At 71.0% G+C, this 13,891-nt stretch carries 12 protein-coding genes; 6 read left to right on the top strand and 6 right to left on the bottom strand.

The window, feature by feature from the left end; all coding sequences use genetic code 11:
* Nucleotides 1-11 precede the first annotated feature (11 nt).
* Nucleotides 12-272: a hypothetical protein gene (locus ACWA15_RS16595; RefSeq protein ID WP_464056625.1), complete on the top strand. Its 261-nt coding sequence runs from the start codon at nt 12-14 to the stop codon at nt 270-272.
* On the opposite strand, the gene ACWA15_RS16600 is transcribed toward ACWA15_RS16595, so the two are convergent.
* Genes ACWA15_RS16600 through ACWA15_RS16610 form a run of 3 tightly spaced genes read right to left on the bottom strand, consistent with a single transcriptional unit; the run spans nt 256 to nt 4,215 of the window.
* Nucleotides 256-849 carry a TetR/AcrR family transcriptional regulator gene (locus ACWA15_RS16600; protein WP_464056626.1) on the bottom strand — a complete coding sequence of 198 codons (594 nt, stop codon included), beginning with the start codon at nt 847-849 and terminating at the stop codon, nt 256-258. The two genes, ACWA15_RS16595 and ACWA15_RS16600, sit on opposite strands and share 17 nt — an antisense overlap.
* 41 nt (nt 850-890) lie before the next feature.
* On the bottom strand, nt 891-3,392 hold the full coding sequence (locus ACWA15_RS16605) for a YhgE/Pip family protein (RefSeq protein WP_464056628.1): 2,502 nt from the start codon (nt 3,390-3,392) through the stop codon (nt 891-893).
* 40 nt (nt 3,393-3,432) lie between these two features.
* The gene (locus ACWA15_RS16610; protein WP_464056629.1) at nt 3,433-4,215 is read right to left on the bottom strand and encodes an ATP-binding cassette domain-containing protein; all 783 of its coding nucleotides are present in this window, start codon (nt 4,213-4,215) and stop codon (nt 3,433-3,435) included.
* Between the two features lie 149 nt (nt 4,216-4,364).
* Here ACWA15_RS16610 and mshD point away from each other — a divergent pair, with 149 nt between their 5' ends.
* From mshD to ACWA15_RS16630, 4 genes are all read left to right on the top strand, one after another.
* Nucleotides 4,365-5,366: a mycothiol synthase gene (mshD, locus tag ACWA15_RS16615; protein ID WP_464056630.1), complete on the top strand. Its 1,002-nt coding sequence runs from the start codon at nt 4,365-4,367 to the stop codon at nt 5,364-5,366.
* On the top strand, nt 5,363-7,693 hold the full coding sequence (locus ACWA15_RS16620) for an RNA degradosome polyphosphate kinase (RefSeq protein ID WP_464056631.1): 2,331 nt from the start codon (nt 5,363-5,365) through the stop codon (nt 7,691-7,693). The genes mshD and ACWA15_RS16620 overlap by 4 nt, the downstream gene beginning before the upstream one ends.
* Nucleotides 7,690-8,724: an NUDIX hydrolase gene (locus ACWA15_RS16625; protein ID WP_464056632.1), complete on the top strand. Its 1,035-nt coding sequence runs from the start codon at nt 7,690-7,692 to the stop codon at nt 8,722-8,724. The genes ACWA15_RS16620 and ACWA15_RS16625 overlap by 4 nt, the downstream gene beginning before the upstream one ends.
* A 103-nt stretch (nt 8,725-8,827) precedes the next feature.
* On the top strand, nt 8,828-9,448 hold the full coding sequence (locus ACWA15_RS16630) for an L-threonylcarbamoyladenylate synthase (RefSeq protein ID WP_464056633.1): 621 nt from the start codon (nt 8,828-8,830) through the stop codon (nt 9,446-9,448).
* Between the two features lie 91 nt (nt 9,449-9,539).
* On the opposite strand, the gene ACWA15_RS16635 is transcribed toward ACWA15_RS16630, so the two are convergent.
* From ACWA15_RS16635 to ACWA15_RS16645, 3 genes are all read right to left on the bottom strand, one after another.
* Entirely contained in the window at nt 9,540-10,544 is a 1,005-nt protein-coding gene (locus ACWA15_RS16635; protein WP_464056634.1) for an anion permease, read from the bottom strand.
* 5 nt (nt 10,545-10,549) lie between these two features.
* Nucleotides 10,550-11,170, bottom strand: coding sequence for a DUF47 domain-containing protein (locus ACWA15_RS16640; RefSeq protein ID WP_464056635.1), 621 nt, complete (start codon nt 11,168-11,170; stop codon nt 10,550-10,552).
* 361 nt (nt 11,171-11,531) lie between these two features.
* The gene (locus ACWA15_RS16645; RefSeq protein WP_464059547.1) at nt 11,532-12,131 is read right to left on the bottom strand and encodes a hypothetical protein; all 600 of its coding nucleotides are present in this window, start codon (nt 12,129-12,131) and stop codon (nt 11,532-11,534) included.
* 223 nt (nt 12,132-12,354) lie between these two features.
* On the opposite strand from ACWA15_RS16645, the gene ACWA15_RS16650 reads away from it, so the two are divergent.
* The gene (locus tag ACWA15_RS16650) at nt 12,355-13,830 is read left to right on the top strand and encodes a sugar porter family MFS transporter (protein WP_464056637.1); all 1,476 of its coding nucleotides are present in this window, start codon (nt 12,355-12,357) and stop codon (nt 13,828-13,830) included.
* Nucleotides 13,831-13,891 lie beyond the last annotated feature (61 nt).

The raw sequence follows: 13,891 nt of genomic DNA on the forward strand, positions 1-13,891 counted from the left end.
GCGTCGCTGGCATGTCAGCCACTCAGCGCACCACGCCACCCGCCCAGCCTGCCCAGCCCGCCCGCAGCAGGCATCCCGCCCGCACCATCAGGCGCCGGGTTCAGACCGCACGGTTCGCCGCCGTCCTGGCGACCGGGGCGTGCGCCGCGGTCCTGGCGGCCCACGCCGGGGTCCCGGTGGACCACGCCGCAGTCCCGGCGCCGGGTGACCTGGGCGCGATCGGGGCGGTGGTCGGGGCGGTCACCATGCTCGTGGTCACAGGCCGAGGGTGAGGGCGAGCACCGCCGCGAGCACCTCGTCGAACTCCCGCTCGGGCTGGAAGACCAACCACTCCAGCCCGGCGACCAGCGTCGCCCCGAAGACCGCGGCGGCCAGGAGCGACACGTCCGCGCCGGGCCGGGCCTCACGCAGCGCCGCGGCGTAGAACTCGATGACCTCCGCGCGGATGTGGCCGACCGTCACCTGCCACTCCCGGCCCACCCGGAACACCTCGGCGGCGAGCAGCTTGGCGAAGTTCGGGTGGGCCTGGATCTGCTCGAGCACCGCGGCGACGAGGGCCGCGAGCGCCTCCTTGCCCACCAGCCCCGCACGCGCCTGCGCCAGGGTCTGGGTCAGGCGTTCGAGGCCGACGGCCAGCGCGGCCTCGAAGACGTCGCTCTTCGACCCGAAGTTGTAGTAGACGCTCCCCTTGGCCACGCCCGCCGCCGCGGCGATGTCGTCGACCGAGGTCGCGGTGAAGCCCTGGTCGGCGATGAGGTCGACCGCCGCATCGATGATCTGCTGCCGGGTCCCGGCGCGGCGGGCCGCGAAGGCCTGCTCGCGCCGGGTGCCCAGGTCCTCGGTCCCCACGATTCTCACCCGTCCCGCTCGTCGTGCTCGTCCGTCCGCGCTCAGATCTCCAGCGCCGGGTGCAGCCGCTCCAGCGTCCAGGTGCGCATCCGCCCGGCCCGCCAGGCGCTGATCGCCAGCGACACTAGCAGCACGCCCAGGAGGTAGACGATCGCGACGCCGAGGCGGGCGTCGACCCCTCCGGTGATCACCTGACGGAGCCCGTCGACGGCGTAGCTCATCGGCAGCAGCGGGTGCATCGCCTGCAGGAACGCCGGTGTCGTCTCGACCGGGTAGGTCCCCCCGGAGGACGCGAGCTGGAGCATGAGCAGGGCCAGGATCGCGACCTTGCCCGCAGCCGGGCCGAGCAGCGCGATGAGCGCCTGCTGCAGGGCGAGGAAGGTGGCCGCGACGAGCATCGTGAACGCGATGGTCCCGGCGACGTGCTCCATCTGCAGGCCCACCCCGAAGTGGATGACCGCGAGCATGACCGCGACCTGCGCGGCGCCGATGACCAGGGCCGGGAGGTAGCCGGCGAGGGTGGTCCGCCAGCCCGAGGCGGGTGTGGCCAGCGCTCGGCTGGGGATGGGGCGCAGCAGCAGCCACGTGATGAGGGCTCCCACGAAGAGGGCGAGCGGGATGAAGAACGGCGCGAAGCCCTCACCGAACCCTTCGGCCTGAGCGATGTGGGTGTCGGTGACCGTCACGGGTGCGGCGATGACCTGGGCCCGCTGCTCACGCAGCGCCTCGGAGTCGTCGGGCAGCGCGTCGGCGCCGGCCCCGAGCCCGTCGGCGAGGGTCTGTGCGCCCGTGGTGAGCTGCACCGACCCGTCGGAGACCTGCGTCGCGCCGTCGGCGAGGGTGGCTGTCCCGGTGGCCAGGGCTTGCGCGCCGGTGTCCGCCGCGGCGGTCCCGTCGGCGAGCTGCTGAGTGCCGGTGAGCAGGCTCGAGGCGCCCGTCGACAGGGCGGAGGCCCCGGTGCTCAGCTGCGTGGAGCCGTCGGCGAGGGTGTGTGCGCCGGTGTCCAGCGTGGTCGCGCCGGTGGTCAGCTGGTTCGCGCCGGTGGTCAGCGCGGACGTGCCCTGCTCGAGGGACGTGGCGCCCGTGCTGAGCGTGGTCAGGCCGTCCCGCAGGCTCCCCGCTCCGGCGGCGACCTGGTCGACGCCGTCACGCACGGTGGGCTCGCTGGTGCCGGGCTGCAGCTGGGCGGTGAGCGCGGTGGCTCCCGCGGACGCCTGGGAGATGCCGTGCGCGAGCGCCGGGAGCCCGGAGGTCTCGCTCGTGGCGAGCTGGTTCGCGCCGGCGACCAGGGTCTGGAAGGCCGTCGCCGAGGCGGTGAGCTCTTCGTCGGTGGGCAGGGCGGTCAGCGTCGCCTGGTTCGCCGCGATCAGGGCGGTGATCTGGGGGGTCGCCGGCAGCGTCTGGAACGCGGCGATGTTCGACTCCGCGAGCTGGCGGAGCGCGGGCACCTGGCCGGCGAGCGCGGTGACCTCGGTCTGGGCCGCGGTGACGCCCGCGGACAACGTCTGCGCGCCGGTGACGGCACTGTCCATCCCGGCCACGAGCCCGGTCTCGGCGGTGAAGGCGCCGGCCAGGGTCTGGGCGCCGGAGGCGAGCTGGAGGAGTCCGGCCTGGGTGCTGGTGGCGCCGGTGGCCAGGGCGGTGGCGCCGGTGAGGGCGTCGGAGGCGCCCGTGGCCAGGGAGCTGGCACCTGCGGAGACGGTCGAGGCTCCGGTGGAGAGCGTCCCCGCGCCTGCGGCGAGGTCGGTCGTCCCGCCGGCGAGAGACTGCGCGCCGGTGCTCAGGGAGGTGCTGGCGGAGGCGAGCGTGCCGGCGCCGGTGGCGATCTGGCCGGCGCCGGTCTCGGCGCTGCTCGCGCCGTCGGCCAGCTGGCTGGTCCCGGTGGCGAGCGTCGCGGCGCCGTCGGCGGCCGAGGTGGCCCCGTCGCTCACTGCGCCCGCGCCGTCGGAGAGCTGCCCGCTCGCCGCGGTGAGGGTCAGCGAGCCGTCGCTGGCCTGGGCGAACCCGTCGCGGGCGCTGCCCAGCCCGACGAGCAGCTTGTCGACTGCCTGCTCGCCGATCTGTTCCCGGATCGCGCCCTGGACCTGCGTCATGGCGCTGCCGCCGAGGGTCGAGGCGAGGAAGGAGTTGGCGTCGTTGTAGGTGACCATGAGCTCGGCGGCCCGGGGGTCGTCGCCCCCCGCTCCGGCCACGGTGGTGGAGAAGTCCGCGGGGATGGTCACCGCGAAGTAGTACGTGCCGTCCCGCACTCCACGCTCGGCGTCCGCGGCGTCGACCCGGGCCCACTGGAGGTCGCCGGAGTCGACGAGGCTCTTGGTCACCTGGTCACCCACGTTGACCGGCGCGTCGTCGGTCACCGTGCCCGTGTCGGCGTTGACGATCGCGACCGGGAGGGCGTCGAGGTTGCCGGTGGGGTCCCAGAACGCCCAGAGGTACATGGCCCCGTAGAGCAGCGGGACGAAGATCATCGCCCCGATCCCGAGCTTGGGCAGCAGCCCGCGGCGGAAGCGCCGCAGCTCCGTACCGGTCGAGGTGAAAGACATCACAGGAGTGGTTCCGTTCGTGAGGAGTGGGGGCGCGGGGTCACGCGACCGGCAGCGGGCCGGTCGTCAGGGACACCGTGGTGGGCGGGGTGGACCAGCGCATGGCGCCGACCTCACCGGCCGAGGCGACCGAGCCGATCACCGTCACCCCGGCCGCGGTGATCGCGTCGAGGCGGTCCCAGACGAGCTGGCGGCGGGCGCTGTCGTGCACCTGGTCGAGGTCGTCGACGACGAGCAGCTCGGGGCCCTGAGCCAGGGCGAGCATGATCCGCAGCAGCATGGCGTCGACCTCGTCGAGGTCCCAGACCATGGAGTCCAGGGCCGGGCGGGCACGCGGACCGAAGACGGGGTCGGCCAGGGCCGCATAGGCCGTCTCGGTCACCGCCGGGGTGCGCTGGTACCAGGGGGAGAGCCAGGCGAGGCGCTCCCGGATCGTGTCGGCGACCGTGACGGCGTCGTCGAGCTCGTCGATCCCGGAGAAGCCGGCGATCGCGGCGCGGCGCTGGACCTGGCGGCGCTGACGCTGCCCGCGCCGCGCCGGCAAGGCTGTGCCCAGCAGGGTCAGTCGGCTGCCGGCGTCGGGCACCATCCGGCCGGCGAGGGTGAGCAGCAGGCACGACCGGCCGGCGCCCTGGGGCCCCTGCAGCACGACGAGGTCCCCGGTGAGGACGTCGAGGTCGAGCGGTCCGTAGACGAGGCCGCGCGAACCGGCGAGGGTGAGGCCGCGGGCCCTGATCGCGAGCGGGCGCTCGGGCGGCCCGGCCTGCGCGGCCGGTGTCGCCTCGACGGCGTCGCGGACGTGCTGAGCGACGGCTTGGTTCATGAGTGGTCCTCCGAGAGTGGCACCCGATCACTTTTAGACTGACCGGTCAGTACTAAAGTACGCTCGGTGGATCGACGACTTCAAGCCGAACCCCTCCGCGCACGGTGCGATCTGCGTCACTGCCTGCCGAACCGTGATGGAATTGCCCGGTGGATGACACCCAGATCGCGGTCGTGACCGGCCCCCTGACCGAGACCGACGCCGGTGCCGTGCGCCGCCTCGTGCGCGCCGCCCAGCACGTCGACGGGGTGGCCCCGCTCTCCGAGCAGCCGCTCCTGTGGCTCACCGACCCGGGCGCGCGGGTGGCCCACCTCTTCGTCCGTGCCGCCGACGACCTGGCCGGGTACGCCCAGGTCGACCTCGCGGTCGCCGGAACCGCGTCCGCCGAGCTCGTGGTCCACCCCTTCGCGCGCCGTCACGGCGTCGGCTCCGGGCTGCTCTCCCGCGCGCAGCTGCTCGCCCAGGCGGGGCGCCGCACCCTGAAGGTGTGGGCGCACGGCGACCTCCCGGCCGCCCGCTCGCTGGCCGGCCAGGCCGGTCTCGTCGTCGTGCGCGAGCTCTGGAAGATGAGCCTCGACCTCACCTCCTCCCGCCCCGAGCCCCCCTCCTTGCCCGACGGCGTGTACCTGGCCACCTTCCGGCCCGGCGCCGACGAGGCCGCCTGGCTCGAGGTCAACGCCCGCGCCTTCGCGAGCCACCCGGAGCAGGGCCGGATCACGGCGGCCGACCTGCACGCCCGGATGGCCGAGGACTGGTTCGACCCCGAGTCCTTCCTGCTGGCCCGGCGCGGCGGCAGCGACCCGGACGGCCCGGACGGCCCAGACGGCGAGATCCTCGGCTTCAGCTGGCTCAAGGTCCCCGACGAGACACGCGCCGCGGGGGGCGCGCCGGGGGGCGCCGGGGAGATCTACGCCCTCGGCGTCGACCCGTCCGCACAGGGGCTGGGCCTCGGCTCGATCCTGACCCGCGCGAGCCTGGACCGGTTCACCGCGCTGGGGCTGGCGACCGCTGAGCTGTACACCGAGGGCGACAACACGGTGGCCATTCGCACCTACGCAGCGGTCGGATTCGCCCAAGTGATGGTCGACGTTCAGTTCGGCGAAGAGATGGACACCCAAAATTCATCCAGTGATGTCACGATGAACCCATGAGCGATTCGACGACGACATCACGCCGTGGCACCGACAAGTCCCCCGCGCCACGCCCCGGCGCCGCCGCAGCCACGGTCCAGCCCCGCTCCGGTCTGTACGACCCCGAGCTTGCCGCACACATCGCCGAGCACATCGGCGAGGGTGAGGACGCATCGCTCTCCCCTGCCGTGCACGCCGAGCTTCCTGAGCTGCCCCAGGACCGCTTCGGCGACCGTGAGCTGAGCTGGCTCGCGTTCAACGAGCGGGTGCTCGAGCTCGCCGAGGACGAGACCCAGCCGCTCCTCGCCCGGGTGCGCTACCTGGCGATCTTCGCCTCCAACCTCGACGAGTTCTTCATGGTCCGGGTCGCCGGCCTCAAGCGGCGCATCGCCACCGGACTGGCCGTGACGGCTGCCTCCGGCATGACCCCGCGGGAGACCCTCGAGGCGATCAGCTCGCGGGCCAACGTCCTCATGGCTCGCCACGCCCGGGCCTTCTCCGGTGGCGTCCGAGGTGCGCTCGACGCCGAGGGCATCAACATCGTGCGGTGGGAGGAGCTGTCCACCCAGGAGCAGGACCGCCTGCACAAGTTCTTCCGCAAGCAGATCTTCCCGGTCCTGACCCCGCTCGCGGTCGACCCGGCGCACCCTTTCCCCTACATCTCCGGGCTCTCGCTCAACCTCTCGGTCCTGGTGCTCAACCCGGCCACCGGCAAGGAGCACTTCGCCCGGGTCAAGGTCCCCGGCCTGCTGCCCCGCTTCATCGCGGTCGACGCCAAGGGCCGCCCGAGCGCGCCCGGGACCCAGACCAACAAGGGCCGGACGTCCTTCGTGCCGCTCGAAGACATCATCTCCCACCACCTGGACCACCTCTTCCCGGGCATGGAGGTCGTGGAGCACCACACCTTCCGCGTGACCCGCAACGAGGACGTCGAGGTCGAGGAGGACGACGCCGAGAACCTCCTCAAGGCGATGGAGAAGGAGCTGCTGCGCCGTCGCTTCGGGCCGCCGGTGCGCCTCGAGCTCGCCGAGGGCATCAGCCCGCGGATCCGCCAGCTCCTCGTGCGCGAGCTCGGCGTCGTCGAGGACGAGGTGTACACGCTGCCGGCACCGCTCGACCTCACCGGCCTCAACCTCATCGCCGACCTGGACCGCTCCGACCTCAACTACCCGCGGTTCGTCCCCACCACGCACCGGTTCCTCGCCGAGGTGGAGAGCGCCAGCCCGACGGACATCTTCGCTGCCATCCGTGACCGGGACATCCTGCTGCACCACCCCTACGACTCCTTCTCGACCTCGGTGCAGACCTTCCTCGAGCAGGCCGCCGCGGACCCCGCCGTGCTCGCCATCAAGCAGACCCTCTACCGGACCTCGGGTGACTCCCCGATCGTCGACGCGCTGATCGACGCGGCCGACGCCGGCAAGCAGGTCCTCGCCCTCGTCGAGATCAAGGCCCGCTTCGACGAGCAGAACAACATCTCCTGGGCGCGCAAGCTCGAGCAGGCCGGTGTGCACGTGGTCTACGGGATCGTCGGGCTCAAGACCCACTGCAAGCTCTCCCTCGTCGTGCGCCAGGAGCCGGACGGCCTGCGCCGGTACTGCCACGTGGGCACCGGGAACTACAACCCCAAGACGGCGCGGCTGTACACCGACCTCGGGCTGCTCACCTGCGACCCCGACGTCGGCCAGGACCTCACCCGGCTGTTCAACCAGCTCAGCGGGTACGCGCCGCAGTCCCGCTTCCACCGTCTGCTCGTCGCGCCGCGCTCGGTGAGGACCGGGCTGCTGGAGCGCATCGACCGCGAGGCTGCCGCGGCCCGCGCAGGCCAGCCGTCGTGGATCAAGATCAAGGTCAACTCCATGGTCGACGAGGCCGTCATCGACTCGCTCTACCGCGCGTCCCAGGCCGGGGTACCCATCGACCTCGTCGTCCGCGGCATCTGCGCGGTGCGCCCCGGCGTGCCCGGGCTGAGCGAGACGATCCGGGTCCGGTCGATCCTGGGACGCTTCCTCGAGCACTCCCGGATCTTCGCCTTCGCCAACTCGAACGGGCCTGCCTTCGGGGAAGGACCGGCCACCGGACCCGAGGTCTACATCGGCTCCGCCGACCTCATGCACCGCAACCTCGACCGTCGGGTGGAGACCCTCATCCGACTCTCGGACGAGTCTCAGATCAACGATCTCATCGAGATGATCGACGTTTCCATGGCAGACTCCACCTCGTCCTGGCACCTGCGCTCCGACGGCACCTGGAACCGACACCACCTCGACGCGAACGGCGATCCCTTGAACGACATCCAGCACGACCTCATCGCCCGTCAGCGTCGCCGCCTGAGCCTGGGCCGGTGAGTGTGAGCTCTCCCACCGGATCGCGGTTCCGCGTGCGAGGCACCACCGGCGTGAGCGACCCGGCCACCGACCAGGCGGCTGTCATCGAGTCTGCGGGCGCGCTGGTGTGGCGCGTCCACAAGGGCAAGCTGCAGGTCCAGCTCATCCACCGGCCCCGCTACGACGACTGGTCCTGGCCCAAGGGCAAGCTCGACGCGGGTGAGACCTTGCCTGCCGCCGCAGCGCGCGAGGTCGCCGAGGAGACCGGGCGACCGGTCATCCTCGGGGTGCCGCTGCCCGGCCTGCAGTACCTCACCCCCGAGGGCGCGGTGAAGCGGGTGCACTACTGGGCGGCGACCCGCGCCACGCCCGGCGCGTCCCCGCTCACGGCGCGCGCCCCGGTCCACCCGGTCAACCCGACCGAGATCGACGACATCGGGTGGTTCACGGTCGACAAGGCCACCGAGAAGCTCACCCGCGCGGCCGACCGCATCCCGCTGGCCGCGCTCGCCGAGGAGTACGAGCACGGCCGGCTGGCCACGACGGCGCTCGTGGTGGCCCGGCACGGCAAGGCGCTGGGCCGCAGCAACTGGCACGGATCCGAGACGGACCGCCCGCTGACCCCGACCGGGCACGCGCAGTCGGTCGCCCTCGTGCCCGTGCTCGCGGCCTTCGGTGTCAACGCCGTGGTGACCAGCCAGTGGCGGCGCTGCGCTGACACCATCGAGCCCTACACCCGGGCTGCCGGCCTCACGTCGATCAGCAGCGAGCACCTCACCGAGGTGCACCACGAACGCTCCCCCAGCCAGGTCGCTGCCGTCATCCGCGCCCTGCTCGAGTCGGCCACCCCCACGGCGCTGTGCACGCACCGCCCGGTGCTGCCGACCGTCCTGGACGTGCTCGGCCAGCACTCCCGCCGAGCGGTCGCGGCCGCGCTGCCCACGAAGGACCCGTTCCTCGAGCCCGGCGAGGTTCTCGTCACGCACGTGGCGCAGAGCCCCAAAGGCCCGCGGGTGGTCGGCGTCGAGCACATCCGGCCCACGATCCACTGATCCGCGCGCTGACCCACTCCCCCTGATCCACGTCCACCGACCCGCACCCCTGGGCCGGGCCGGTCGTGGTGAAACGTCGCCGGATGGAGCCTAGGCTCAGGTCATGGCCAGATACTTCGACGTCCACCCCGTCAACCCGCAGGCTCGCACCATCGCACAGGTCGCTGATCTGCTGCGCGAGGACGCGCTCATCGCGTACCCGACGGACTCCTCGTACGCCTTCGGGTGCTCCCTCGACAGCCACACCGGAGCGGACCGGATCCGGTCGATCCGCCGGCTCAGCGACAAGCACCACTTCACGCTCGTGTGCTCGGACTTCACCCAGCTGGGCCAGTTCGTCATCCTCGACAACGTCGCCTTCCGCGCCATCAAGGCGGCGACCCCGGGCGCCTATACCTTCATCCTCCCGGCCTCCAAGGAGGTCCCCCGTCGGTTCGCCCACGCGAAGAAGAAGACCGTCGGCGTGCGCATCCCCGACCACCCGGTCGCCCTCGCGCTCATCCGCGAGCTCGGCGGGCCGCTGCTCTCGAGCACCCTCCTGCTCGACGGCGCGGCCGACCAGGTCACCGACGGCTGGCAGATCAAGGAAGAGCTCGACCACGTGCTCGACGCCGTGCTCGACGCCGGCGACTGCGGCAGCGAGCCGACGACCGTCGTGGACTGGTCGAGCGGCGCACCCGAGGTGGTGCGCGTCGGCCTCGGCGACCCGAGCCGCTTCGAGTAGACCTGGCCCCTCCGCCGACGACGCAGCGCCCCTGGGGAGATCCCCGGGGGCGCTGCGGTGTCGTGCGGGTTGACTGTGCTGTGCGTGCTGGTCAGCCGAGGACCGGGTGCAGCATGAAGTACATCAGCGCGGCCACGGACGCGGCAGCGGGGATCGTGAGGACCCACGCGATGCCGATGTTCTTCGCCACACCCCAGCGCACCGCGGAGAGCCGCTTGGTCGCGCCGACGCCCATGATCGCCGAGGTGATCGTGTGCGTCGTGGAGACGGGCGCGTGCAGGACGAAGGCGTTGACGTAGAGGACCACCGCGGAGACGCTCTCGGCCACGAAGCCGCGCGCCGGGTCGAGCTCGATGATCTTGCGGCCCAGGGTCCGCATGATGCGCCAGCCACCGGCATAGGTGCCGAGGGAGATCGCCGCGGCGGCGGCGAGCTTGACCCAGAGCGGGATGCCCTCGTCGGCGTTCGCCCATCCGACGGTGAGGAGCGCCATGAAGATGACACCCATCGTCTTCTGCGCGTCCTGGAGTCCGTGACCGAGCGCCATGGCGGCGGCCGAGGCCGTCTGGGAGAGCCGGAACCGGCGGGTCGCCTTGCTCGGGGAGGCGCTCTTGAAGATCCACAGGACGGCGATCATCACGGCGAAGGCCAGGGTGAAGCCGATGAGCGGGGAGAGCACCATCGGCAGGACGACCTTGTCGACGATCTTGTCCCAGTAGATCCCCAGCCCAGCCGCCAGGCCCGCACCGACCAGCCCGCCGATGAGAGCGTGCGTGGAGGAGGACGGGAGCCCGAACCACCAGGTGATGAGGTTCCAGGTGATCGCACCGATGAGGGCCGCCACGACGACCACCAGCGACGTGTGGGGTGGCGCCCCCTCGAGGTTGACGATCGACTTGGCGATCGTCTCGGCGACCTCCGTGCCGAGCAGGGCACCGACGAAGTTCATCACCGCGGCCATGATCAGCGCAGCCCGCGGGGTCAGTGCCCGGGTGGAGACGGACGTGGCGATCGCGTTGGCCGCGTCGTGAAAACCGTTGGTGTAGTCAAAGCCCAGTGCGAGCGCGACAACAAGAATGACGAGCGCGACCTCCACCGGGCTCAGGACTCCTTGAGCGCGATGGTCTCGACCATGTTCGCCACGGTCTCAAAGGCGTCCGCCGCGAACTCGAGGGTCTCGACGACCTCTTTGAGCTTCATCAGGTGGATGGGGTCGGTGATCTCGTCGAACATCTCGGCGAGCAACTTGCGGTGGATCTTGTCAGCCTGGTTCTCGAGGCTGTTGACCTCGACCCAGTACTCGGTGAGGTCGCCCATCGAGCGCAGGTGCGGCATAGCCTCGGCGGTCAGCTCGGCGCAGCGCTGGAGGACCTGGATCTGGTCGGACACCCGGGCGGGCAGCTCGTCGAGCTTGTACAAGACGATGAGGTCACCCGCTTCCTCCATGTAGTCCATGCAGTCGTCAAGGGCTGAGGCGAGACCGGAGATGTCGTCCCGGTCGAAGGGGGTGACGAAGGTCTGGTTCAGCCGGCGCATGATCGAGTGCGTCGCGTCGTCGGCAGCGTGCTCGCTGTCAGCGAGCTTCTTGGCTAGTACCTTGCGTCCGGCTCGATCGGCTCCGAGGAGCTCGCTGAGCAGGTTCGCCCCAGTCACCAGATGACTTGCCAGGTCGGCCAAGAGATCGAAGAACGAGGTATCGCGCGGTGTGAGGCGCAGGCGCACAGCTGACTCCGGTGGGGGGAAGCGACGTTGGCTGGCAGTGAAAAATCAGAGCAGCAACAGGTGTGATCGGCTGATCGTTAACAGAGTAGGGCAGCACTTTGGTGAACACACAACTCGGGGGGTGTCGCGGAGCCATATTCACAGTGAACTCATGGTGTCGCTGTGGGGGGGCGGGACGCACCGAGGATCAAAAAAGGACGCCGGACCACGCAGCGCCTGACGGCGCGAAGGCCGCTCGTAGCGGCTTAATGTGGAGCCCGGGGCTACCGTGGCCCGACGTCGAGTCCTACTTTACGCGGCTCGCACACGGGAGTGGGACGCGGGGTCGGGAGATCGCCGAGATCGACGAGAGTCAGATCGATCAGTCGAGGCGCCGTGCGCGCCAGAGGCTCGCGGCGTGCTCGAGTTCCTCGGCCGTCCGCACCAGAGACGCCGCCCCACGGGTCATCCTCGCCGCGTGCCCGGTGTCGACGGTGTCCACGTAGTCGGCGTCGAAGGCTGCACCGACCGCCAGCACACGACAGAACGCCGCGCCGCGCTCGAGCGCCACCGCGAGATCGCCGGCGAAGACTCCCGACAGCACGGCGTCGGCCACGGTGCGTACGTCGCCGGGACCGGTGGGGGTGACGACCCCGGCGACCACCTCGTGCACGGGGGCGGCGGCCACACCGAGGCGGTACCGTTCGGCGACCGTGTCAGGATCCCTGCGCACCCATTCGCGCAGCACGTACAGCCGCCACAGCGCGCCCGGGAGCGTGTCCGCGGAACTGTCCGCCCACAACGCGGCGACGACGTCGAGCCCCTCGTCCTCGACGAGGCGGACCAGACGCTCCACCACCTCCGGGTCTTCGCTCTCCCTGGCCCGGTGGACGATCGCGGCCGCGGTGGTGTGCGCAATCTCACCTCGCAGCGCGGGGTCCAGCTCGCCGGGGATCTCATCGGCGTCGCGCGGGTCCAACATGGCAGGTCGGCGCGGGTGACGGCCCTGTCGCTGCTGGTCAGGCTGGGTGGTGGTGGACGAGGTGGGCGCGCCGGGGAAGTCACTCATCACTACAGTGTGAAGGACCAGGGACCCCGGGCGCCATGCCGGTCGGGATCCCGGGCCCCACTACTGTGTGGGAGGCAAAAATCCCGGAGCTCGCGCACGACGCCACGAGCCCGCAACGATCGTCCGGAGGCGGAAGATGACCGATTCAACGGAACAACCGATCGAACCAGACCAGTCCCGTGCCGAACGCTCCGCCCACCGCAAGGCGATCAGCCTGTCGATCTCGGCGGCTGTGGGTGGCTTCCTCTTCGGCTTCGACAGCTCGGTCATCAACGGTGCGGTCGACGCGATCGAGACCGACTTCGAGCTCAGCGCCACGGTCACCGGGTTCGCCGTGGCCGTCGCCCTGCTGGGCTGCGCACTGGGAGCCTGGTACGCAGGTCGGCTGGCTGACCTGTGGGGCCGTCCCAAGGTGATGCTGCTCGGCGCGCTGATGTTCCTCGTCTCCTCGATCGGCTCCGGCTTCGCGTTCGCCGTGTGGGACCTCATCCTGTGGCGCATCGTCGGCGGCATCGGCATCGGCATCGCCTCGGTGATCACCCCTGCCTACATCGCTGAGATCTCACCGACCGCCATCCGCGGGCGACTGGCCTCGCTCCAGCAGCTGGCGATCACGATCGGTATCTTCGTCGCACTGCTCTCCGACCAGCTCTTCGCCACGACCGCCGGACCGGTGGACGCGGGCATGCCGATCGCCCTCGGTGACAGCCTCTTCGGGCTGGAGGCCTGGCGGTGGATGTTCCTCATCGCGGTCATCCCCTCGGCCGTCTACGCCTGGGTCGCCCTGACCGTCCCGGAGTCGCCGCGGTTCCTCGTCGCCAAGGGGAAGATCGAGGAGGCTCGCACGGTCCTGCGATCGGTGCTGGGTCCCGTCGACGTGGACGCCAAGGTGGCCCAGATCGAGCACCTGGTGACCCGCGACGCCAAGCTGGTCAAGCAGACGTCGCTGCGCGGACCGCGGTTCGGCCTGCTGCCGATCGTCTGGGTCGGCATCCTGCTCTCGGTGTTCCAGCAGTTCGTCGGGATCAACGTGATCTTCTACTACTCGACGACCCTGTGGCGGTCGGTCGGCTTTGACGACTCTGACTCCTTCACGTACTCGACCATCACGGCGGTGACGAACGTCCTCGTGACCTTCATCGCGATCGCCCTGGTCGACAAGGTCGGCCGAAAGCCGCTGCTGCTCGCCGGCTCTGCCGGGATGACGGTCTCGCTCGGCATGATGGCCTTGGCCTTCACCCAGGCCACGGGATCAGGTGACAACGTCTCGCTCCCCGGCGCCTGGGGCACGATCGCCCTCGTCGCCGCGAACGTCTTCGTCGTCTCCTTCGGTGCCTCCTGGGGCCCGGTCGTGTGGGTCCTGCTCGGAGAGATGTTCCCCAACCGGATCCGCGCCTCGGCCCTGGCCCTGGCCGCTGCCGCGCAGTGGATCGCGAACTTCGCGATCACGGTCTCCTTCCCCCCGATGGCTGACGGCCTCGGCCTCTCCTGGGTCTACGCGATGTACGGCACCTTCGCACTGCTGTCCTTCGTCTTCGTCGCCTTCAAGGTCAAGGAGACCCGCAACCGCGAGCTCGAAGACATGGAAGACACCGCCCCGACCCGCCACTGACCAGGCTCCGCCCGCGACCGCGACCCCGGCTCCGGCCCCAGCTCCGGCCCCCTCGACAGGT

The sequence above is a fragment of the Sanguibacter sp. TS_SC_8 genome, from assembly GCF_055361235.1.

Excerpts from the sequence above, each read along its gene's own strand:
- ACWA15_RS16605 (WP_464056628.1), bottom strand. The coding sequence starts at position 3,392 with ATGTCTTTCACCTCGACCGGTACGGAGCTGCGGCGCTTCCGCCGCGGG.
- ACWA15_RS16650 (WP_464056637.1), top strand. The coding sequence starts at position 12,355 with ATGACCGATTCAACGGAACAACCGATCGAACCAGACCAGTCCCGTGCC.
- ACWA15_RS16620 (WP_464056631.1), top strand. The coding sequence starts at position 5,363 with ATGAGCGATTCGACGACGACATCACGCCGTGGCACCGACAAGTCCCCC.
- ACWA15_RS16630 (WP_464056633.1), top strand. The coding sequence starts at position 8,828 with ATGGCCAGATACTTCGACGTCCACCCCGTCAACCCGCAGGCTCGCACC.
- ACWA15_RS16645 (WP_464059547.1), bottom strand. The coding sequence starts at position 12,131 with ATGTTGGACCCGCGCGACGCCGATGAGATCCCCGGCGAGCTGGACCCC.
- ACWA15_RS16595 (WP_464056625.1), top strand. The coding sequence starts at position 12 with ATGTCAGCCACTCAGCGCACCACGCCACCCGCCCAGCCTGCCCAGCCC.
- ACWA15_RS16610 (WP_464056629.1), bottom strand. The coding sequence starts at position 4,215 with ATGAACCAAGCCGTCGCTCAGCACGTCCGCGACGCCGTCGAGGCGACA.